Annotated in this window: 24 protein-coding genes; 12 read left to right on the top strand and 12 right to left on the bottom strand. The window is 65.4% G+C overall.

Translation table 11 applies throughout. The features are described 5' to 3' along the window. Positions 1–36: 36 nt before the first annotated feature. The gene (locus tag ACK6AU_RS09895; protein WP_185699180.1) at positions 37–843 is read left to right on the top strand and encodes a SirB1 family protein; all 807 of its coding nucleotides are present in this window, start codon (positions 37–39) and stop codon (positions 841–843) included. Between the two features lie 72 nt (positions 844–915). Beyond that, positions 916–1383 carry a GNAT family N-acetyltransferase gene (locus ACK6AU_RS09890; protein WP_185699179.1) on the top strand — a complete coding sequence of 156 codons (468 nt, stop codon included), beginning with the start codon at positions 916–918 and terminating at the stop codon, positions 1381–1383. Between the two features lie 12 nt (positions 1384–1395). On the opposite strand, the gene ACK6AU_RS09885 is transcribed toward ACK6AU_RS09890, so the two are convergent. The 4 genes from ACK6AU_RS09885 to hmgA all read right to left on the bottom strand — a co-directional run bounded on the left by ACK6AU_RS09885 (position 1396) and on the right by hmgA (position 6320). Further along, on the bottom strand, positions 1396–2766 hold the full coding sequence (locus ACK6AU_RS09885) for an aromatic acid/H+ symport family MFS transporter (protein ID WP_185699178.1): 1371 nt from the start codon (positions 2764–2766) through the stop codon (positions 1396–1398). Between the two features lie 147 nt (positions 2767–2913). Next, positions 2914–3552 carry a maleylacetoacetate isomerase gene (gene maiA, locus ACK6AU_RS09880; protein WP_185699177.1) on the bottom strand — a complete coding sequence of 213 codons (639 nt, stop codon included), beginning with the start codon at positions 3550–3552 and terminating at the stop codon, positions 2914–2916. A 155-nt stretch (positions 3553–3707) separates the two neighbouring features. Further along, the gene (gene fahA / locus ACK6AU_RS09875) at positions 3708–5012 is read right to left on the bottom strand and encodes a fumarylacetoacetase (protein ID WP_185699176.1); all 1305 of its coding nucleotides are present in this window, start codon (positions 5010–5012) and stop codon (positions 3708–3710) included. A 3-nt stretch (positions 5013–5015) separates the two neighbouring features. Further along, on the bottom strand, positions 5016–6320 hold the full coding sequence (hmgA, locus tag ACK6AU_RS09870) for a homogentisate 1,2-dioxygenase (protein WP_185699175.1): 1305 nt from the start codon (positions 6318–6320) through the stop codon (positions 5016–5018). A gap of 167 nt (positions 6321–6487) precedes the next feature. On the opposite strand from hmgA, the gene ACK6AU_RS09865 reads away from it, so the two are divergent. After that, a complete protein-coding gene (locus tag ACK6AU_RS09865) occupies positions 6488–7288 on the top strand; it encodes an IclR family transcriptional regulator (RefSeq protein WP_185699243.1) in 801 nt (266 codons plus the stop codon). Positions 7289–7776: 488 nt separating this feature from the next. Here the strand turns inward: ACK6AU_RS09865 and ACK6AU_RS09860 are convergent, their stop codons facing one another. From ACK6AU_RS09860 to ACK6AU_RS09840, 5 genes are all read right to left on the bottom strand, one after another. Next, positions 7777–8688 carry an SDR family oxidoreductase gene (locus ACK6AU_RS09860; protein WP_185699174.1) on the bottom strand — a complete coding sequence of 304 codons (912 nt, stop codon included), beginning with the start codon at positions 8686–8688 and terminating at the stop codon, positions 7777–7779. Between the two features lie 148 nt (positions 8689–8836). After that, entirely contained in the window at positions 8837–9739 is a 903-nt protein-coding gene (locus tag ACK6AU_RS09855) for an alpha/beta fold hydrolase (RefSeq protein WP_185699173.1), read from the bottom strand. Beyond that, positions 9739–10521, bottom strand: coding sequence for a class II aldolase/adducin family protein (locus tag ACK6AU_RS09850; protein WP_185699172.1), 783 nt, complete (start codon positions 10519–10521; stop codon positions 9739–9741). The genes ACK6AU_RS09855 and ACK6AU_RS09850 overlap by 1 nt, the downstream gene beginning before the upstream one ends. Before the next feature lie 143 nt (positions 10522–10664). After that, positions 10665–11351, bottom strand: a complete 687-nt coding sequence (locus ACK6AU_RS09845) for an LrgB family protein (RefSeq protein ID WP_185699171.1) — start codon at positions 11349–11351, stop codon at positions 10665–10667. Continuing rightward, positions 11341–11727: a CidA/LrgA family protein gene (locus ACK6AU_RS09840; protein ID WP_185699170.1), complete on the bottom strand. Its 387-nt coding sequence runs from the start codon at positions 11725–11727 to the stop codon at positions 11341–11343. The genes ACK6AU_RS09845 and ACK6AU_RS09840 overlap by 11 nt, the downstream gene beginning before the upstream one ends. 97 nt (positions 11728–11824) lie before the next feature. Here ACK6AU_RS09840 and ACK6AU_RS09835 point away from each other — a divergent pair, with 97 nt between their 5' ends. Continuing rightward, entirely contained in the window at positions 11825–12721 is an 897-nt protein-coding gene (locus ACK6AU_RS09835; protein WP_185699169.1) for a LysR family transcriptional regulator, read from the top strand. Here the strand turns inward: ACK6AU_RS09835 and ACK6AU_RS09830 are convergent. After that, complete coding sequence (locus ACK6AU_RS09830; protein WP_185699168.1) at positions 12702–13157, bottom strand: flavodoxin; 456 nt, start codon at positions 13155–13157, stop codon at positions 12702–12704. The two genes, ACK6AU_RS09835 and ACK6AU_RS09830, sit on opposite strands and share 20 nt — an antisense overlap. 154 nt (positions 13158–13311) lie before the next feature. Between ACK6AU_RS09830 and ACK6AU_RS09825 the strand changes: the two genes are divergently transcribed. Both ACK6AU_RS09825 and ACK6AU_RS09820 read left to right on the top strand, forming a co-directional pair. Beyond that, entirely contained in the window at positions 13312–13785 is a 474-nt protein-coding gene (locus tag ACK6AU_RS09825; RefSeq protein ID WP_409299063.1) for a PAS domain-containing protein, read from the top strand. A gap of 51 nt (positions 13786–13836) precedes the next feature. Continuing rightward, on the top strand, positions 13837–14442 hold the full coding sequence (locus ACK6AU_RS09820; protein ID WP_185699166.1) for a hypothetical protein: 606 nt from the start codon (positions 13837–13839) through the stop codon (positions 14440–14442). 19 nt (positions 14443–14461) lie between these two features. Here ACK6AU_RS09820 and ACK6AU_RS09815 read toward each other — a convergent pair whose 3' ends face one another. Next, positions 14462–15415, bottom strand: a complete 954-nt coding sequence (locus tag ACK6AU_RS09815) for a MerR family transcriptional regulator (protein ID WP_185699165.1) — start codon at positions 15413–15415, stop codon at positions 14462–14464. Between the two features lie 211 nt (positions 15416–15626). Between ACK6AU_RS09815 and ACK6AU_RS09810 the strand changes: the two genes are divergently transcribed. From ACK6AU_RS09810 to ACK6AU_RS09785, 6 genes are all read left to right on the top strand, one after another. Then, complete coding sequence (locus ACK6AU_RS09810; RefSeq protein WP_185699164.1) at positions 15627–16196, top strand: antibiotic biosynthesis monooxygenase; 570 nt, start codon at positions 15627–15629, stop codon at positions 16194–16196. Positions 16197–16314: 118 nt separating this feature from the next. Then, positions 16315–17025 (top strand): dihydromonapterin reductase, encoded by a 711-nt coding sequence (gene folM / locus ACK6AU_RS09805; protein ID WP_185699163.1) that lies wholly within the window; start codon positions 16315–16317, stop codon positions 17023–17025. A gap of 22 nt (positions 17026–17047) precedes the next feature. After that, positions 17048–17608 carry a GTP cyclohydrolase I FolE gene (folE, locus tag ACK6AU_RS09800; protein WP_185699162.1) on the top strand — a complete coding sequence of 187 codons (561 nt, stop codon included), beginning with the start codon at positions 17048–17050 and terminating at the stop codon, positions 17606–17608. Beyond that, positions 17609–17989, top strand: a complete 381-nt coding sequence (gene folX / locus ACK6AU_RS09795) for a dihydroneopterin triphosphate 2'-epimerase (RefSeq protein WP_031320912.1) — start codon at positions 17609–17611, stop codon at positions 17987–17989. Positions 17990–18051: 62 nt separating this feature from the next. Continuing rightward, complete coding sequence (locus ACK6AU_RS09790) at positions 18052–18348, top strand: DUF1244 domain-containing protein (RefSeq protein ID WP_022642353.1); 297 nt, start codon at positions 18052–18054, stop codon at positions 18346–18348. Then, a complete protein-coding gene (locus ACK6AU_RS09785; protein WP_185699161.1) occupies positions 18341–18682 on the top strand; it encodes a HopJ type III effector protein in 342 nt (113 codons plus the stop codon). The genes ACK6AU_RS09790 and ACK6AU_RS09785 overlap by 8 nt, the downstream gene beginning before the upstream one ends. 98 nt (positions 18683–18780) lie before the next feature. Here ACK6AU_RS09785 and trxB read toward each other — a convergent pair whose 3' ends face one another. Continuing rightward, complete coding sequence (gene trxB, locus ACK6AU_RS09780; RefSeq protein ID WP_185699160.1) at positions 18781–19743, bottom strand: thioredoxin-disulfide reductase; 963 nt, start codon at positions 19741–19743, stop codon at positions 18781–18783. Positions 19744–20050: the final 307 nt, after the last annotated feature.

The raw sequence follows: 20050 nt of genomic DNA, 5'->3' as shown, positions 1-20050 counted from the left end.
GACGGCGCTAAAACGAGGCATTCGCCGGAGGTTGCCATGAACCCGCGCCAAGCCTTTTTCGCCTGCCTGCACCGCTCGCCACCGGCCTTGCTGGAGGCCGCGCTATGGATCGCCGCCGAACACGAACCACGACTGGTGCCCGGCCAGTTGCTGGAGGAGTTCAAGCATATCCAGCAGCAGATCGGCGGCAGCCTGCCGTCGCTGCCCGCCAGCGAACTGGGCCAGCCCCTGCTGCGGCGGATGAACGACCTGGAATTCCAGCAGGACGAGTACCTGCCGCTGCGGCCCCAGGCGGCGTTGATGGACAAGGTCCTCGAGCGGCGTCGCGGACAGCCCCTGGCCTTGGCCCTGATCGCCCTTGAGCTGGCGCAGCGGCTGCATATTCCCCTGGTGGGGGTGAACTTTCCCGGCCACTTCCTGCTGCGGGTGCCCGGCGCCGACCACCTGCTGGACCCGTGCGGCGGGCGCCGCCTGTACCCCAACGACTGCCGCGAATTGCTGCAACGCCAATACGGCGATCACCTCAAGCTCCAGGCCGAACACCTGGCCAGCGCCGAACCATGGCAGATGTTCCAGCGCCTGTCGCGCAACCTGCGCCAGTTGCACCTGACCCATGACGACTTCCTCGGCGCCCTGGTCGACGCCGAACGGGTGCTGGAGCTGGGCGATGGCAACGCCGCCGACTACCTGGCCCGGGCCAGCCTCTACCAGCGCCTGGAATGCCCCAACGCCGAACGCTTCGACCTGGAACGCGCCCTGCTGCTCAGCGAGGACCCGATCCAGCGCCTGCGCCTGACCGAACGCCTGTGCCACCTGCCGCCGGCGAACAAAGTGGTGCACTGAGCACGGCAAGGCATGACAGCGCCGTTGGCGCCCAGGCATGATGGCCGGCCCACGCCAAGGAACGGACCGAGCATGCTGATCAGAAAAGCCCACGGCGACGACGCGCAACGGGTCTTCGACATACGCAACCAGGCCATCAACCACCAATGCACCGGCCATTATCCGGCCGCCGACCTGCAGGTCTGGACCGCCGGCAGCCTGGGGGAATACTTCATCGAGCTGCTGGAGAAGACCGGACACGTGGCGGTGATCGACGGCCAGGTGGCGGCCAGCGGCATGCTCGACCTCGAGTCCGGCCAGGTCGACGCGGTGTTCGTCGACCCGGCCTACATGGGCCGGGGCATCGGCCGGCAGATGATGAACTACCTCGAACAGCAGGCCCTGCAGGCCGGCCTGCCGCACCTGATCCTGGACTCGACCCTGAATGCCGCCGATTTCTACCGCCGCTGCGGTTTCATCGGCGAGCGCATCGCCCAGTACCAGTCGCCCCGGGGCCTGACCCTGGCCTGCATACCGATGATCAAGCACCTGGCACGCTGACCCGACCCCACCTCAAGACTTGAGCGGCGCCTGCAACGGCTCGGCCGCTGCCGTGCCGTCGCCGGTCCCTTCGCCAGGTCCACGGACCTGGATGATCAGCAACGCCGCCAGCAGGGCCGGCACCGCGCAGAAAAAGAAAATCTGCTGCACCGGGATATGCATCGCCAGCAACAGGCTACCCAGCAGCGGCCCGAGGATCGAACCGAAGCGCCCGACTCCCAGTGCCCAGCCCGTGCCGGTGGCGCGCACCTGGGCCGGGTAGAAGTTGCTGGCGAAGGCGTTCAGGGTCAGCTGGCCACCGATGATGCAGAAGCCTGCGGCAAACACGAACACCACCAGGTAGCGCGGGTTGTCGTGGTTCAGCCCCAGCAGCACGGTGCACAGCGCCGCCAGGGCGAGCACCGCGGACAACAGCCGCACCTTGCGCTTGAGGCGATCGGCGACCCAGGCCATGCAGATCGCCCCCAGGGTTCCGGCGAACAGGAACATCGACGTCACCAGGTTGGCCTGTTTCAGGGCCAGGCCGCTTTCCAGCAGCAGGGTCGGCAGCCAGCTGATCATGAAATACAGCAGGATCAGGCTGACGAAAAAGGTCGACCAGATCAGCAGCGTCGGCCGCGCATACCCCTGGCGAAACAATTCCACCACGGTGAACTTGCCAGCGGCCTGTTGCGGGCCCTGGTCGCCGCTCGCCACTGGCGGCTGCCAGTCCGGCAGCATGCGCGCGCAGAGCTTGCGCAGGCGCGCGTAGGGTGGCGCATCGCGCAGCAGGCGTGGCAGGGATTCGGGCAAGCGCCAGAGCAGGAACGGGAACAGCAGCAACGGGGTCACGCCGCCCGCCAGGAACACCGCCTCCCAGCCGAAGCGATCGATGAAGCCGGCCGCGACGAAACCGCCGGCCGCGCCACCGAAGGAGAAACCGCAGGCGGCCAGGGTCACCATCAGGGTGCGCAGGCGCGGCGGCGAATATTCGGACATCAGCGCCATGGCGCTGGGCATCGCCCCACCCATGCCGATGCCACAGATAAAACGCGCGGCCATCAGGCTGTCCAGGGATTGGCTGAACACCATCAGCACCGTCAGGCTGGCGTAGATCAGCACGCAACCCAGGAGGATCCGGCGTACGCCAAAACGATCCGCCAGGGGCGTCACCGCCAGGGAGCCCAGGGTCAGGCCCAGCAGGTTGGCACTGAACACCGGGCCGAAGGCGGCTTTCTCCAGGCCCCAGTCCTGGGCCAGGGCCGGCACCACGTAGCCCAGGACCTGGGCGTCGTAGCCATCGGTGACCAGCAGCAAGGCGAGGAGCAACAACAACGACCACTGGTAGCCGGACACCGGGCGGGCGTCGAGCGCAGCGCGAAAGCTGGCAATCTGGTTTTGCATCGCAAGGTACCTGTTCGGTTTCTTATGGTTATGAAAGGTGATGCGAGAGGCGCCTGGGCAGGCCCCCTGGTGGTGGGACTCAAGGTCCCGCAGCCGCTCCACAGCGGCTGCAGGGGCCGGGTGCGCCCTGGACCAGGGCGCCCAGGGTCAGGCCGGGGTGTCGGGCTGGTTGGCCGGGTGCGCGGCCTGGAACGCCGGATGCTCGGCGGCCAGCGCGGCCACCCGGCGAATCCGCGGGTAGGCTTCCAACGACACCTTGAAGCGCTCGGCGGCGTACAGCTGCGGGATCAGGAACACATCGGCCAGTCCCGGCTGCTCGCCGAAGCAGAAGCCTTCATCGCCGATCAGTTGTTCCAGGGCTGCCAGGCCCTGGCTGATCCAGTGGTCGATCCACACCAGCAACTGCGCCTCTTCATGCCCCCACTCACGCAGCAGGTTCTGCGTGCTGGAGTTGTGCAAGGGATGCACGTCGCAACCGATGATGGACGCCACTGCCCGGGCGCGGGCACGGCCGACCAGGTCCTCGGGCAGCAGCGGCGCCTGTGGATAACGCTCCTCCAGGTACTCGATGATCGCCAGCGACTGGATCAGCAGGTCGCCCTCGTCGGTACGCAGGGCCGGAACCCGGCCCTGGGGGTTGATCTCCAGGTACTCGGGCAGGCGGTTGGCCCCGCCCTTGGGTACCAGCAGGTTGACCGGGATGGCCTGGTAGTCCAGGCCCTTGAGGCCCAGGGCGATCCGCACCCGGTAGGACGCGGTGGAACGGTAATAGGTATAAAGCTCCATGCTGCACTCCCCTTAGCGGGCCGTTGAAAATCTACCTGCGTTGTCATCGCTGCGTTAAAAACAGACTCAAAATGCTCATTTACCACCGTAAACTGCGCTTTTTCGCCTGTTTTTGCCTTGCGCTGGCTGCCTCGCCTACGTTTTTCAACGGCCTGCTAGCGGGCTGGCTGGACGATACCCCGGCATTCGCCGAAGCCGATGGAGGCGAAGCCTTCGCGGCGGCAACGCCCGCGCAGGATGATCTCGTCGCCGTCCTCGAGGAACTTGCGCACTTCGCCGGTGGCCAGCTCGACCGGTTTCTTGCCGCCCTCGGTGATCTCCAGCAGGCTGCCGAACTGGCCGCTCTGCGGGCCGGACAAGGTGCCCGAACCGAACAGGTCGCCGGCCTGCAACTGGCAACCGTTGACGCTGTGGTGCGCCACCATCTGCGCCACGGTCCAGTACATGTACTGGCTGTTGCTCAGGGTCAGGCGATGGGCTGGCAAGCCCTGCTCGCGCATGGTCCGGGTCAGCAGCAGCACTTCCAGTTCGATGTCGAAGCCGCCTGCGGCCTGGTCATGCTTGTCCAGCAGGTACGGCAGTGGTTGCGGGTCGCCTTCGGGGCGTGCCGGCTGGGCCTTGCGGAAGGGTTCCAGGGCCTCGGCGGTCACCACCCAGGGCGAGATGCTGGTGAGGAAGCTCTTGGACAGGAACGGCCCCAGCGGCTGGTATTCCCAGGCCTGGATATCCCGCGCCGACCAGTCGTTGAGCAGGCAGAAACCGGCGATGTGCTCGGCGGCGTCGCCAATGGCGATCGGCTCGCCCAGCTCGTTGCCCTGGCCGATCCAGATCCCCAGTTCGAGCTCGTAGTCCAGGCGCGCGCAAGGACCGAAGGTCGGCTCGCTCTGCCCGGCCGGCAGGGTCTGGCCCTTGGGCCGGCGCACGTCGGCACCGGAGGCGCGGATGGTCGAGGCCCGGCCGTGGTAGCCGATCGGCACGTACTTGTAGTTGGGCAGCAAGGGGTTATCGGGGCGGAACAGCTTGCCGACGTTCTGCGCGTGCTCGATGCCCACGTAGAAGTCGGTGTAGTCGTTGATCCTGGCCGGCACATGCATCTGGCAATCGGCGGCCAGGGGCAGCAGCTTCGCCCCCTGGGCCTGGATCTTGCCTTGCAGGCTGCTGCCTTCGGCCAGCAGTTCCAGCAGGCGCTCGCGCAGGGCCACGCGGGCCGGGCGACCGAGCTGGAAGAAGGCGTTCAACTGGCCACCACGGGTAGCCTCCACCGCGGCCTTGGCCGGGCCTTCGAACAGGCCGGCATCCAGCGCGGCCTCGAGGTCCAGGATCTGCTCGCCGATGGCCACGCCGCTGCGAGGTGCCGAGCCCTGGATGCTGAAGACGCCCAGGGGCAGGTTCTGCAACGGGAAGTCGGGGTGACCGTTGGCAGACTCGACCCAGCTACGGGTGATGGTGGACAAGGTCATGGGTTATCTCCGATTCGGGTTGAAGGTGACGGGCAGCGAAGCCCAGCAAGCATCGTAGTCGCTCTGCAGTTCGGCGCATTCCAGGGCGAAGCGGCTCGGGCGCAGCACCTGGCTGGTCTCGAACATGAAGGCCATGGTGTTGTCGATCTTGGCTGGCTGCAACTCGACGTTGATCGCCTTGGTGCAGGTCTCGCCATCCGGGCCGTGGGCACTCATACAGCTGTGCAGCGAGGCGCCGCCGGGCAGGAAGCCTTCGGCCTTGGCGTCGTAGGCCCCCTGGATCAGGCCCATGAACTCGTTCATCAGGTTGCGGTGGAACCAGGGCGGACGGAAGGTGTTCTCGGCCACCATCCAGCGCGGCGGGAAGATCACGAAGTCCAGGTTGGCCATGCCCGGCACGCTGGTGGGCGAGGTCAGGACGGTGAAGATCGACGGGTCCGGATGGTCGAAACTGACGGTGCCGATGGTGTTGAAGCGGCGCAGGTCATATTTGTACGGCACGTTGTTGCCGTGCCAGGCCACCACGTCCAGCGGCGAGTGATCCAGCTCGCAGCCCCAGAGTTCGCCCAGGTATTTCTGGACCAGGGCGGTGGGCTGGCGCAGGTCTTCGTAATGGGCCACCGGGGCCAGGAAGTCCCGGGGGTTGGCCAGGCCGTTGCTGCCGATAGGCCCCAGGTCGGGCAGGCGCAGCGGCGCGCCATGGTTTTCGGCGATATAGCCACGGGCTTGCGGGTCCAGCAGCTCGACGCGGAACTTCAGGCCGCGCGGCAGCACGGCGATCTCCAGCGGTTCGAGCGCCAGCACGCCCAGTTCGGTGACGATGCGCAAGCGGCCCAGCTCGGGCACCAGCAGCAACTCGCCGTCGGCGTTGAAGAACACTCGCTCCATGGAGCGGTTGGCGCGGTAGTGGTAGACGCTGATGCCGGCCGGTTTCTGCGCCGGCGAGTTGGCCACCATGGCCACCAGGCCATCGATGAAATCCGTCGGCTGCGCGGGGATCGACAACGGGCTCCAACGCAGGCGGTTAGGCGTCACTTCGCCCAGGTCACCGCCCGCCAATTGGCGTTCGAGACGGGTGAAGGACGGATGCTTGGCCGAAGGCTGGATGCGGTACATCCAGGTGCGCCGGGCTTCGCTGCGGGCCATGGTGAAGGCCGTGCCGGAGAACAGTTCGGCGTACAGGCCGTAGGGGGCTTTCTGCGGGGAGTTCTGGCCGACCGGCAGTGCGCCGGGCAGGGCTTCGCTGGAAAACTCGTTACCGAAGCCGGATTGGTAGCTGAGGGCGGACGCCGAAGAATCGAGGTTCATGGAGCCTCCTGGAAGTTGGAATAGGCAGGGGCCCACCACTCCTTCGCAAGAGTTATCGGCACGCCTGGGTTATTTTTGTCGTAATCCAATTACGCATAACGTAATTTGATTGCCCAGGAGCGTCAAGCTATAAAGACCGCCACTTGTCACGGGACCCCTACATCTCCATGGAAAAGCCGCGCAGCACCAGCGACAGCAACGGTAAACAGAAAGTCCGCTCGGCCGAGGTCGGCACCGACATCCTCAAGGCCCTGGCCGAACTCTCGCCGTCCACGTCCCTCTCGCGCCTGGCCGAGCATGTGCAAATGCCTGCGAGCAAGGTCCATCGCTATCTGCAAGCGCTGATCGCCAGCGGCTTCGCCGAGCAGAACACCGCCACCAACCACTACGGCCTGGGCCGCGAAGCCTTGCGGGTGGGCCTGGCGGCCCTGGGCAGCATGGATGTGCTGCGAGTCGCCGCCCTGCCCCTGGCCGAGCTGCGCGATGACTTGAACGAAACCTGCTTCCTCGCGGTGTGGGGCAACCAGGGCGCCACCGTGGTGCACATCGAGCCCGCGGTGCGGGCGATGACCGTGGTCACCCAGTTGGGCTCGGTGCTGCCGCTGCTCAGTTCGTCCACCGGGCTGGTGTTCAACGCCTACCTGCCGCAGCGGGAAACCCTCGACCTGCGCCAGCAGGAATTGGCCGAGGCCAGTTCCCACGCCCTGGCCGAGACACAGGCCCACGATGCCCTGGCCGAACAGATCCGCCAGCGCGGCCTGCACCATATCCATGGGCTGCTGATGCCCGGGGTCGACGCCCTGTCGGCGCCGGTGTTCGATGCCACCGGCAAGATCGCCGCGGTGCTGACGGTGGTCGGGCCGGCCTCGATGTTCCATGCCGACGAAAACGGCCCGGCGGCGCAACGCCTGCTGGCGGCCTGTCGTGCGGTGAGCTGGCGCATGGGTTATCAGCCCCTGGCCGAATAAACGCGCGCCCCACCTGGCTCATTGCCTGGGCCCCGCCGCCCAGGCCACCCGCCGGCTTCTGCATGGCTAGGCTGGCACCTGGCAAGCAGCTTCGATGCGCACTTGGCGACAGCCCCGACTATTGCTCTGTCTGTAACAGTCCTTGTCCTGAATCGCTATTTTTCCGGGGTCGGCCAGGGCTTATTCTTCTTTCGCAGTCACGGCAGACAGCCTGGCTCCACCACCGAGACAAGTGCTGTGCAGGACTTCTCGGCAACCGATTCCGGCAGGCTTGAAGCGACTCGACTCAAGCCGCCCACCCAGGTTCACTGACGTTGATTTTGTAGCTCCTTGATCTAACGTCTTACTTCGGCCGCTGCCCTTGCAGCGGCCTTTTTTATGCCTGGGAACATGACCGGGCAGGACGCCCGTGAAGGGTAGCGGCGGCCGCCGCTCCAGGGCCCAGGCATGGCCCGGGAGAAGGCGCTCGAAGCGGCGGCCGGAGGCAATCAGATCGCGTATTTTTGCAGGTTCTGCATCATCTCCTTGAGGGCCTCGAGGTTGTCCTTGGGATGGACCGCGCCCTCGAAGTCGCAGATCTCTTGCCAGTGGGCCGCCACGTCTTGCGGCGTGAAGCCCTGGCGCGGGTCGAAGCCGGCGCCCAGGCTGCGCTCCCAGCGCACCTTGCCGATCCAGCCGCCACCGACCTCGAACAAGCCGGAGGTTTCCTGGCACTGCTCGCTGCCCAGGTACACCACCAGCGGGCTGACCAGTTCCGGCTTGAGCTGCTCGAACACCTGGGGCGGGATCAGGCCCTCGGTCATCCGCGTGCCGCCGGTGGGGGCAATGGCGTTGACCAGGATATTGCTCTTGCGTCCTTCCAGCGCCAGGGTCCGGGTCAGGCCATACAGGCCCAGCTTGGCCATGCCGTAGTTGGACTGGCCGAAGTTGCCATAGATGCCCGAAGTGGAGGCGGTGAAGATCACCCGCCCATAAGCCTGCTCGCGCAGGTGCGGCCAGGCGGCGCGGGTGACCTTGTAGGCCCCCTCGACGTGCACCTGGTACACCAGGTCCCAGTCGGTGTCGTCCATCTTGTGGAAGGTCTTGTCGCGCAGGATCCCGGCGTTGTTGACCACCACGTCGACCCGGCCGAAGACATCCAGGGCGTTCTGCACGATCTTCTCGCCGTCGGTGACCGAGTCGTGGTTGGCCTCGGCGATGCCACCCGCCTCGCGGATTTGCGCCACCACCCGGTCGGCCGCCGAGGCACTGGCGCCCTCGCCCTGGGCCGAGCCGCCCAGGTCATTGACCAGCACCTTGGCGCCGTGGCGGGCGAACAACAAGGCGTGGGCCCGTCCCAGGCCACCACCGGCCCCGGTGATGATCACCACTTTGTCTTCCAAGCGCACAGACTCACTCATACCGAACTCCAGCAGGGCCAATGGACAAGAACCCGAGTGTCGGGCAGCCGGCCAGGGCCTACAACGAACAGGGCCGCCGCTGAATGGTGCGCGATAAGACAGCGGGATAGTCGAGCCGGGGCCGCAGCGAGGCTGCGCCCCGCAAGGTTCAGGAGCCCACGGCGCGGCTGACCGGAGCCTGTAGTGCATCGCGAAAGGCCAGGTAGTGCTTGAGCACCGCCCGCGGCGCCTCGATCTGCGGGTAATGGCCGATGTCCGGCAGCAGCACCGTGTCCGGCCGGGGGATCAACTGGCGATAGCGCTCGACCATGTGCGCCCCGGAGATCGGGTCCTGGGCGCCATCGATCACCCGCAGCGGCACCTCGCCCTGCTGCATGGCCGCGACCCAGCGCTCGCGCTGCTGGCGCCGCTGCGGGATATAGCCGATCAACTTGTGCAGGATGCGCGGTCCCTGGTGGCTCTGCACCAGGCTCCAGAAGTCGTCCAGCACGGTTTCGCTGGGCTGGCTCTGCGGCCCGAACACCTGCTGCAGGTTCCTGGCCAGGCCCTCGCGACTGAACATCCGCCCGAGCATCCAGCCCAATGGGCTGAGCAGCAGTTTCTGGCTCAGCACCGGGCGATGGGTTTCCGGGAACAGGCCGCCATTGAGGAACACGCAACTGGCGATCCCGATGCGTTCCTCGTAATGCCGGGCCAGCAGTTCCTGGGCGACGCTGTCGCCATAGTCATGGGCCAGCACGTGCAGCGGTCCCTCGATCCCCAGGTGTGCCAACAACGCCTGCTGCAGGTCCGCCTGCTCCAGCAGGCTGTAGTCGTGCTCCAGGGGCTTGGCCGAATCACCGAAGCCGAGCATGTCGCAGGCGATCACCTGGTAGCGCCGCGCCAGGGGTTGCCACAGGTAGTGCCAGTCCCAGCTGGCGGTGGGAAAACCATGGATCAGCAACAGCGGCGCGCCCTGCCCGGCCACCCAGTAGCGAACGGCCTGGCCGCGGAACTGCAAGTCCTGCCCCTGGGTACGCCAGACACTCAGGGGAATCTCGGCGAGAGGCATCAGGCTTTGTACCCCGGGTCGAGTTGCTCGAGCTTGCGCAGCAGGGCCGGCCAGGCCAACACCCCGCCCATGCCCTGGGCACTGCGGGTGACCCCGGCGATCATCGCCTTGGCTCCACTGAGCACCGACGCGGGAATGGCGATCAGCTCGGCACCTCCGTTCTGCGCCAGCACCTGGATTTCACAGGCACGCTGGAAGATGAACATCATCAGGAAAGTGTCAGCGATGCTCGCACCACAGGTCAGCAGGCCGTGGTTGTGCAACATCAGGAAATTGTTGTCGCCCAGGTCGGCCTGCAGCCGGACTTTCTCCTCGGGGTTCAGGGCCACGCCCTCGTAGGGGTGGTAGCCGAGGCTGGCGAGGACGAACAGCGACTGCTGGCTGATGGGCAACACGCCCTGCTGCTGCGCCGACACCGCCACGCCCGCCGCGGTATGGGTGTGCAGCACGCAGAGCACATCGTGGCGCACCGCATGGACCGCGCTGTGGATGGTGTAGCCCGCCGGGTTGATCTCGTAGGGACTGTCCATCAGCTTGTTGCCGGCCTGGTCGACCTTCACCAGGCTGGACGCGGTGATCTCGTGGAACATCAGGCCGAACGGGTTGATCAGGAACTCGTCGGTGCCCGGCACCTTGGCCGAGATGTGGGTGAAGATCAGGTCATCCCAGCCATGCATCGCCACCAGGCGATAACAGGCGGCCAGGTCCTGGCGGGTTTGCCATTCCAGGGCGCTGACCTGGTCCTTGACACTCGCAGTGGATGGAACGGGGGCTAGGCTCACGGCAGGGACCTCATGTTGGCTTTTATTGGAAGGAGGACCCTCGCAGTCTAGACACCCCTGGTGCACCACGGAGTCGCCTTGGCAGCCAGCTTGATGACCGAACGGGTCAGCCGGCGACCGAGCCGCGCCACGGCGCCTTCACCTCAAAGCAACGACGCCAGCAAAGGCGCGGCGAACAGGTTCAACAGCCCGGTGAGCACCATCACCAGTCCCGCTACCGAGCCCTCCTCGCCACCGACTTCGTGGGCCCGGCTGACCCCGGCGCCATGGGCGCCGACCCCGAACAGCGCGCCCCGGGCCAGGGCGCTGCGCAGGGGCAGCCAACGTAACAGCACGCCGCCGAGCATGGCGCCGAAGACCCCGGTGAACATCACGAATACCGCCGTCAGCTCGGGCACGCCGCCCAGGTCATGGGCCAGGGGCATGGCGAACGGAGTGGTGATCGAGCGAGGCACCAGCGACAGGGTCACCGAGCTGTCCAGGGCCAGGAGCCGGGCCAGGCCGAAAGAACTACCGATGGAGGCCGCGCTACCGGCCAGCATGCCCAGCAGCAATGCCGACCAATGGCGCATCAGCAACTGGCGCTGCTGCCAGATGGGAATGGCGAAGGCCACGGTCACCGGGCCCAGCACCAGCATCAGCCAGTGGGTATTGGCGGCATACTCGGCGTAGGCGGTGTGCAACGGCACCGCGACCGCCAGCAGCAGCGTCGGCACCAGGATCAGCGGCGACAACAGGTAGCGCCCGGTGCGCCGGTAGATCCAGCGGCTGAACAGATAGGCGCCGAAGGTCAGCGCCAGCCAGAACATCGGCATCGCCTCAAGCTTCATGGCGCATCCTCCAGCGGCACACCAGCTCCACGGTCAGCGCGGTCACCAGCATCACCAGCAAGGTGCTGACGCCGATCACCAGCAGGATCCGCCAGCCGTCCTGGCGTAGCAGGCCGCCGTAGTCCAGCAGGCTCATCAGCGCCGGGATGAAGAACAGCAGCATCTCCGCCATCAAGAGGCCAGCGCCCAGTTGCAGGGCTGCCGGCTTGACCCAGCCCAGGGCGAAGGCCAGCAACAACATGGCCAGGCCGATGACCCCGCCGGGAATCGGCCAGGGCAGCCAGGTAGCCAGTTGGCAGCCGAGAAAATAGATGGCCAGCAGCACCGCCAGCTCGCACAGCAGGCGGCCTAAGCGTTTCAAGGGGGAAATGTTCATGGTGGTTCGGTCCTCTGGGAGGCCATTTTATGAAAAGCCCCTTCATCACCGAAGCGAATTGTTAGACTGGAAGCCATTCCAAACTGGAATTCCCACCATGGATTTCAAGCAACTGCGCAGCTTCGTCGAAGTGATCCACCAGGGCGGCTTCACCCAGGCCGCCAAGACCCTGCATATCAGCCAGTCGGCGGTGAGCAAGCAGGTCGCCCAGCTGGAACAGAGCCTGGGCACGCCGCTGCTGGAGCGCCAGGGCTCGCACATCCACCTGACCGCCGCTGGCAACGTGGTGCTGCAACGGGCCGAGGGCATGCTGCGCCTGCGCAATGAGCTGCTCAGCGAACTGGACGACCTGAGCCACATGACCCGCGGCGAGTTGCGCCTGGGCCTGCCGATGCTGGGCAGCGATACGCTGTTCGCCAGCCGCTTCGCCGAGTACCGGCGACGCTATCCGAATATCCAGGTGCATTTGCTCGAAGGTGGCAGCCTGAATGTCGAGCAGGCGGTACGCAGCGGCGAACTGGAACTGGGCGGCAGCCTGACGCCCAAGGACCCGGCCTTCGCCTACCAGCCGTTCTGCGACGAACCGCTGGATGCCCTGCTGCCCGCCGATCATCCGCTGGCGATGAATGCCAAGGTGCGCCTGGAAGAACTGGCCGACACCCCGTTCCTGCTGTACCAGCGCAGCTTCGTGCTCAACGACCGCCTGCTCCAGGCCTGCCAGCAGCTGGGGTTCACTCCCAGGGAAGGTGGGCGCAGCGGCCAGGCGGACTTCCTCGCGGCGCTGGTGGCGGCGGGCCAGGGCGTGGTGCTGCTGCCCAGCGTGGTGGCCCGGGCCCTGGTCCGCCCGGGCGTGGTGCGCCTGACCCTGAAGGCCCCGGAGTCCCTGCGCTGGGACATTGCCTTCATCTGGCGCGAAGGGGCCTACTTGTCCAAGGCGGCGCAGGCCTGGCTGGCGCTGCTACGGGAACAGCCGGTCAGCCCCGCAGTGCGCTGACCAGCTCCGCCAGCCAGGGCTCGGCGTCGGTTTCCGGGGTCACGGTCTCGCTGGCGTCCAGGCGCAGCATCGGCAGCACCTCGCGTACGCCCAGTTCGGCGAACAGCTCGCGCATCTGCTCGCCGCCACCGCAAAAGGTATCGCCATAGCTGGAGTCGCCCAGGCCGATCACTGCCCCGGGCAAACCGCGCCAGGCGGCCGGCAGTTGATCGCGAATGCTCGAATACAGCGGCAGCAGGCTGTCCGGCAACTCGCCCATGCCGGTGGTCGAGGTCACTGCCAGGAATGCCTCTGGCGCGAACGCCTGGACATCGGCCAGGGTCGCGCGGGGGTTGTGCCAGGCCTCGAAGCCCGCGGCGTCGAGGAGCTTGGCGGCATGCCGGGCGACTTCTTCAGCCGTGCCGTACACCGTGCCGGAAAGGATGGCGACTTTCATCAATCTGATCCTGAAGCTGACTAAAAGCCTGGGATATTAACAGCTACGGAGTAAAATCCCGTCTTCGCTCGTCCGCAGGCTGCAAAGCAGCTGTAGACACCATGCCAGCATGCCTTAGAATCCAGCCCTTGCTGATCGAAGACGGAACTGCGGGATGATAAACGCCCACTTGCTGCAACGGATGATCAACGCCTCCAACGACGGGATTGTGGTCGCCGAGCAGGAAGGCGAGGACACCATACTGATCTATGTGAACCCGGCCTTCGAGCGGCTGACCGGCTACAGCGCCGATGAAGTGCTGTACCAGGACTGCCGTTTCCTGCAATCGGGCGATCGGGACCAGCCGGGCTTGCAGGCGGTCCGCCAGGCCCTGAAGAAGGGTCGGCCATGCCGCGAGGTGCTGCGCAACTATCGCAAGGACGGCAGCCATTTCTGGAACGAGCTGTCGATCACCCCGGTATTCAACGAGAGCGATCGGTTGCACTATTTCATCGGGGTGCAAAAGGACGTCACCGAACAGGTCAAGGCCCAGCAGCGCCTCTCGCAGGTGGAGCAGCAACTGGCCGAGGCCCGGGCTGAGCTGGCTGCCCTCAAGGCGACCAACGGCCCTAATAAGTCGCAGGTTTAGTGGTCGTAGGGGTACCCCCGCTGACTTGTCTTTCACCTTCCGAGCAACATCATGCAGCGCGACGCCCTTCTCACTCAGGATGAACTGGACTTCATCCGGAGCATCCAGCACAACCCGCACCTCAATGTGCGCGACACCACATCCAGCCTGCTGGTCAACGGCGGCTCGCAGATCCGTGATTTGCTGACCCGCCTGGCGGCCAACGAGAAGGTCACTATCCAGGCGCATTTCGACAATCAGCAGATGACCTTCCCGCTGCACCTGGTGGAAGACGAATTCCACGCCTTGCACCTGCGCCTGGGAGTACCGAGCATCTTCGAGGACGGCCCCATGGTGCGGCCATGGCGCCTGGCCCTGGATGAACCGGTGGCCCTGGAGAATGCCAAGGGGCAGCCCGGGCGCCTGTGGGTGCGGGAAGTGTCGTTCAAGGGGGTGCTGCTGGAGGTCCGCAACAAGACCCGACCGCCCAGGCAGTTCGCCCAGTGGTTCAGCCCCTCGGGATACGAGCGGATCGCCCTGCGCGGACATTTCGAGCGCGAGACCGAGGCCGGCTTTTACGCCTATCGCCTGGAGCAGGACGATGCCGAGGAAACCGAGCGCCTGCGCCAGTTCATCCTCCAGCAGCACCGCCATTCCCACCCTGCCCTGCACGCCTGAGGCATCCGCGCGCGCGGCGTCAGGTATCCAGGTGCCCGCCGAGGAATTGCCGCAGGCGCTGCTGCATCAACCGCCCCTCCCCACCCAGGCAGACCACTGGCGACTCGGCCAGGCTGTCCTGGGCCAGGTCAGCGGCATCCCCGGCCAGCATCAGTGGGCAATCCAGGGTCAGCGCCAGGCGCTGGAGGCGCTTGGGCAGCTCAGCCGTCGGCGCATGGTTGGAGAACACCACCAGGGCCTGGGGCTTGAGCTTTTCACAGACCAGGGTCAATTCCTCCAGCGGCACTCCCGGCCCCAGCACCCGCACGCCGAGCTGGTCATGCCCCAGCAGCAGCGCCGCCACCAGCAGCTCCAGTTCGCGGCATTGCTGGTTGAACGCAGTGAGCAATAGCTGCGACGAGCCTGTGCGTTGCAACAACAGGCGCTGGCTGATTCGCGAACGCAGGAAGGCATCCAGGAACAGCCATTCGCTGGTGTGGCCGAAGGCATTACGCTGCTGCAGCTGCTTCCAGAACGGCAGGAAGATGTCCTGGAACACCACCGGCAGGGCATAGCTGGAGAACACCTGGCCGTAGATCCGCTCCAACTGCTCTTCATCGAAGGTATTGACCGCCAGCTTCAACTGATCGCGCCATTGGGCATATTCATCCTGCTGGCCATCGTCCGCCGAAGCCTTGAGCTGAGCCTGGACGGCGCGGTTCTTGGCCATGATCCGCCCGACCTTGCTCACCGCCACGCCGCGCTCGATCCAGCCGAGGATCTCGCGCACCGCCTCAACATCGTGCATGGAATACAACCTGTGCCCACTTTCGGTGCGCGTCGGCTGGATCAGACCGTAGCGTCGCTCCCAGGCCCGCAGGGTCACGGGATTGATGCCGGTCAGGCGGGAAACCTCGCGGATCGGGAACAGCTCGTCCCGCGCGAGGGCGTCCGGAGCCTGGTGGGTAGCGGAAGGTGCAGTGGTGGCGGGCATCTGAGGGAGAGAACACCGATGGACAAAATGACCGACATTCTACTCTCCCCGGGTGCCGGGGCTTCAAGGGCAGGACTATCCGACCGCTGTCATTGGTACAACCGTGCCAATCAGGAATAATCCTTGCTTGTCCAAGGTGCGGCCCGACACCCCGGTGCCCCGTCAACGACTGCCTTACCCAGGCAGCGTATTGGTTTTACGGAGATACATGATGTCTACCTCACCCGTCACCCTGATGGTGGCCCGGCGCGTTGCCGACGGTCGCTACCAGGACCTGATCGCCTGGCTGCGCGAAGGCGAGCAACTGGCCACCGACTTTCCCGGCTACCTGGGCTCCGGCGTCCTGGCCCCTCCGCCCGGCGACGATGAATTCCAGATCATCTTCCGGTTCGTCGACGAACAGACCCTGCACACCTGGGAACACTCCGCCTCGCGCACCGCCTGGCTGGCCCGGGGTAGCGACCTGTTCGCCCATCCTTCGGAGCACCGGGTCAGGGGCATCGATGGCTGGTTCGGCGCCGCCGGACAACGCCCACCGCGCTGGAAACAGGCCGTGGCGATCTGGTTGGCGTTCTTTCCGGTCTCGCTGCTGTTCAACTTCGTCCTCGGGCCGCTGCTCAACGACCTGGGCATGCTGGCGCGGGTATTCGTCAGCACCCTGGCCCTGACCCCGCTGATGGTCTATTTCTTCATCCCGCTGTCCACAAGGCTGCTGGCCAACTGGCTCAACGCCGCCCCGGCCCGCCCACTGCCGGCGGCCCCCTCGACGCAGAACCCGTAAAAACCTGGCGCCGGCCGGTGCCACACCGCCTGTGTCGGCACCGGCCCTCCCGCGATCCGCCCCACGGCGCAGCACCGCCGCTGGTATAGTTCGGCTCTATCCGCGACGCGAGCCCACCATGAACGCCTCCACTGCCCCGATCCTGATCACCGGCGCCAGCCAGCGTGTCGGCCTGCATTGCGCCCTGCGCCTGCTGGAGGACGGACATCCGCTGATCGTCACGTACCGCAGCCTGCGCCCAGGGCTCGAAACCCTGCGCGAGAAGGGCGCGACCCTGCTGTTCGCCGACCTCTCCAGCGAGGCCGGGATCATGGCCCTGATCACTGAGCTCAAGGCCCGCACCGACTGCCTGCGGGCGATCATCCACAATGCCTCGCAGTGGCTCGAGGAACGCCCGGGCCAGGAAACCGAGGCCTTCACCCACATGTTCGGCGTGCACATGCTGGCGCCCTACCTGATCAACCTGCATTGCGCCGAGTTGCTACAACACTCCAGCCCGGCGGACATCATCCACATCAGCGACGACGTGACCCGCAAGGGCAGCGCCAAGCACATCGCCTACTGTGCCAGCAAGGCCGGCCTGGACAGCCTGACCCTGTCTTTCGCCGCCAAGTACGCCCCGGCAATCAAGGTCAACGGCATCGCACCGGCCCTGCTATTGTTCAATCCCGACGACGACGCGGCGTACCGCGCCAAGACCCTGGCCAAATCCGCCCTGGGCATCGAGCCCGGCGCGCAAGTGATCTACCAGAGCCTGCGTTACCTGCTGGACAACCCCTATGTCACCGGCACCACCCTGACCGTCAACGGCGGGCGGCACGTCAAATAGACCGGCCCCGCGAGGACCTTGCATGAGCCTTTCCCTGCCCCAGCACTACCGCGAGATCCTCAAGGGTCTCGGCGAAGACCCCGAGCGCGAGGGCCTGCTCGATACGCCCAAGCGTGCCGCCAAGGCCATGCAATACCTGTGTCATGGCTACGAGCAGTCGCTGGAGGACGTCGTCAACGGCGCGCTGTTCGCCTCCGAGAACGACGAGATGGTGATCGTCGCCGACATCGAGTTGTACTCCCTGTGCGAACATCACCTGCTGCCCTTCATCGGCAAGGCCCATGTGGCTTATATTCCCACCGGCAAGGTGCTGGGGCTGTCGAAGATCGCGCGGATCGTCGACATGTTCGCCAGGCGCCTGCAGATCCAGGAAAATCTCACCCGGCAGATCGCCGATGCAGTGCAGAGCGTGACCCAGGCCGCCGGCGTCGCCGTGGTGGTCGAAGCCAAGCACATGTGCATGATGATGCGCGGGGTCGAGAAACAGAATTCCACCATGCATACCTCGGTGATGCTCGGCGCCTTTCGCGAATCGAGCACCACTCGCCAGGAATTCCTGCAATTGATTGGACGGAGCAAGTAAATGCCACAACTTCAGCCAGGAATGGCTCGTATCCGAGTCAAGGACCTGCTCCTGCGGACCTACATCGGAATCAACGAGGAAGAGATCCTCAACAAGCAGGATGTCCTGATCAACCTGACCATCCTGTATCCCGCACAAGATGCGGTGCGCGACAACGACATCGATCACGCGCTGAACTATCGCACCATCACCAAGGCCATCATCGCCCACGTCGAGGGCAACCGCTTCGCCCTGCTGGAGCGCCTGACCCAGGAACTGCTGGACCTGGTGATGAGCAACGCCTCGGTGCAGTACGCCGAAGTAGAAGTGGACAAACCCCACGCCCTGCGCTTTGCCGAATCGGTATCCATCACGTTAGCGGCAAGTCGCGACCCAGCCTGACCACCGCCTCAAGCGACAAGCTCCATATCCCCCCAGGAGCTTGTCCCCCCTCGGAGAATCCCATGACCGAACAACAACGCCTGGAACTGGAAGCGGCGGCCTTTCGCCGTCTGGTGGCCCATCTGGACAACCGCAAGGACGTGCAGAACATCGACCTGATGAACCTGGCCGGGTTCTGCCGCAACTGCCTGTCCAAGTGGTACAAGGCCGAAGCCGACCAGCGCCAGATCGAGGTCAGCCTCGATGACGCCCGTGAAGTGGTGTATGGCATGCCCTACGCCGAGTGGAAGAATCTCTATCAGAAAGAAGCCAGCGCCGAGCAGCAAGCGGCGTTCGCCAAAGGAAAACCCCATGACTGACCTGAACACCCTGCGCGCCAGCCTCAACAGCGGCGAACACGCCTTTGCCGACACCCTGGCGTTCATCGCCGCCGGTTATGACTACCAGCCCCAGGCGTTCAACAACGGTGGCGTGGAGAACGCCGCCGGGCAGAACGAAGGCTCGTGCAAGACCCTGGGCCTGGCCCTGCTGGAAGGCCTGAGCGACGCCGAAGCGTTGTTGGCCTTCGGCGAGCATTACCGTTCGGTGCTGGCCACCCCGCAAGGTAGCGACCATGGCAACATCCGCGCCCTGATCGCCCACGGCCTGGCCGGAGTGAAGTTCAACGCCCAGCCGCTGGTGCGCAAGGCCTGATCCCGCTGCCACGCACTGCCGGGCCTGCGGCAGTTGCGCGATGCTTTCCATGAGGCATGAAAAAACCGGCTTGCGCCGGTTTCTTCATTTCAGGGCGATCAGAACGAAGCGTTCTGCAGGCCGTCCAGATAACGCTCGGTGTCCAGGGCCGCCATGCAACCGGCGCCGGCCGAGGTGATGGCCTGGCGGTAGACGTGGTCGGCCACGTCGCCGGCGGCGAAGATGCCCTCGACGCTGGTGGCGGTGGCATTGCCTTCACGACCGCCCTGCACGACCAGGTAACCGTCCTTGAGCGCCAGCTGGCCTTCGAACAGCGACGTGTTCGGAGTGTGGCCGATGGCGATGAACACGCCGTCGACTTTCAGCTCGTCGAAGCTGCCATCGTTGTTCTTCAGGCGGGCACCGGTGACGCCCATGTCGTCGCCCAGCACTTCGTCCAGGGTCGCGTTGAGCTTGAGCTCGATCTTGCCTTCGGCAACCCGGGCGTGGAGCTTGTCGATCAGGATCTTCTCGGCGCGGAAGGTATCGCGACGGTGGATCAGGGTGACCTTGCTGGCGATGTTGGCCAGGTACAGGGCTTCCTCGACAGCGGTGTTGCCACCACCGACCACGGCCACTGGCTTGTTGCGGTAGAAGAAACCGTCGCAGGTGGCGCAGGCGGAAACGCCCTTGCCCATGAACGCCTCTTCCGATGGCAGGCCCAGGTAGCGAGCGCTGGCGCCGGTGGCGATGATCAGGGCGTCGCAGGTGTAGGTGCCGCTGTCACCGGTCAGGGTGTAGGGCTTGGCGGCGAAGTCCACGGCATTGATGTGGTCGAAGACGATTTCGGTTTCGAAGCGCTCGGCGTGCTCGCGCATCCGCTCCATCAGCGCCGGACCGGTCAGGCCGTGCACGTCGCCCGGCCAGTTGTCGACTTCGGTGGTGGTGGTCAGCTGGCCGCCGGCCTGCATGCCGGTGATCAGCAGTGGCTTCAGGTTGGCGCGGGCGGCATAGACCGCGGCGCTGTAACCGGCAGGGCCGGAACCGAGAATAATCACACGCGAATGACGTACATCAGACATGACTCACTCCTATCGACCGGCCCGGCTGCCCTGGCGCGGAACGCCGGCTTGCCGGCTGGAATAAAAAAGGACGGCGAAACCTTGGGGAAGGCTAAAACTCGTCCGTCCAAAAATAATGGGTGCAGCGTATAGAGGGGGCGAAGATTAAGGAAATACGGTTTAACAATCCAGCTCATAGGCGGTCTCTATCCTCTGAAGACCAGTATGAAGAGGTCTTTGTTACCCTTGATGTCGCCGTATGCGCCGCACTTTCGCCCCTTGTGCAAAGCCGGTAAGGTCGGCGCGTTTTCCCTCTGCTCGGAGCCTT

This window comes from Pseudomonas sp. KCJK8993, assembly GCF_046230915.1.
Lineage (GTDB): Bacteria > Pseudomonadota > Gammaproteobacteria > Pseudomonadales > Pseudomonadaceae > Aquipseudomonas > Aquipseudomonas piscis.
Note: the sequence above shows the minus strand (reverse complement) of the source record. Positions and strands in the feature narration are given on the sequence as shown.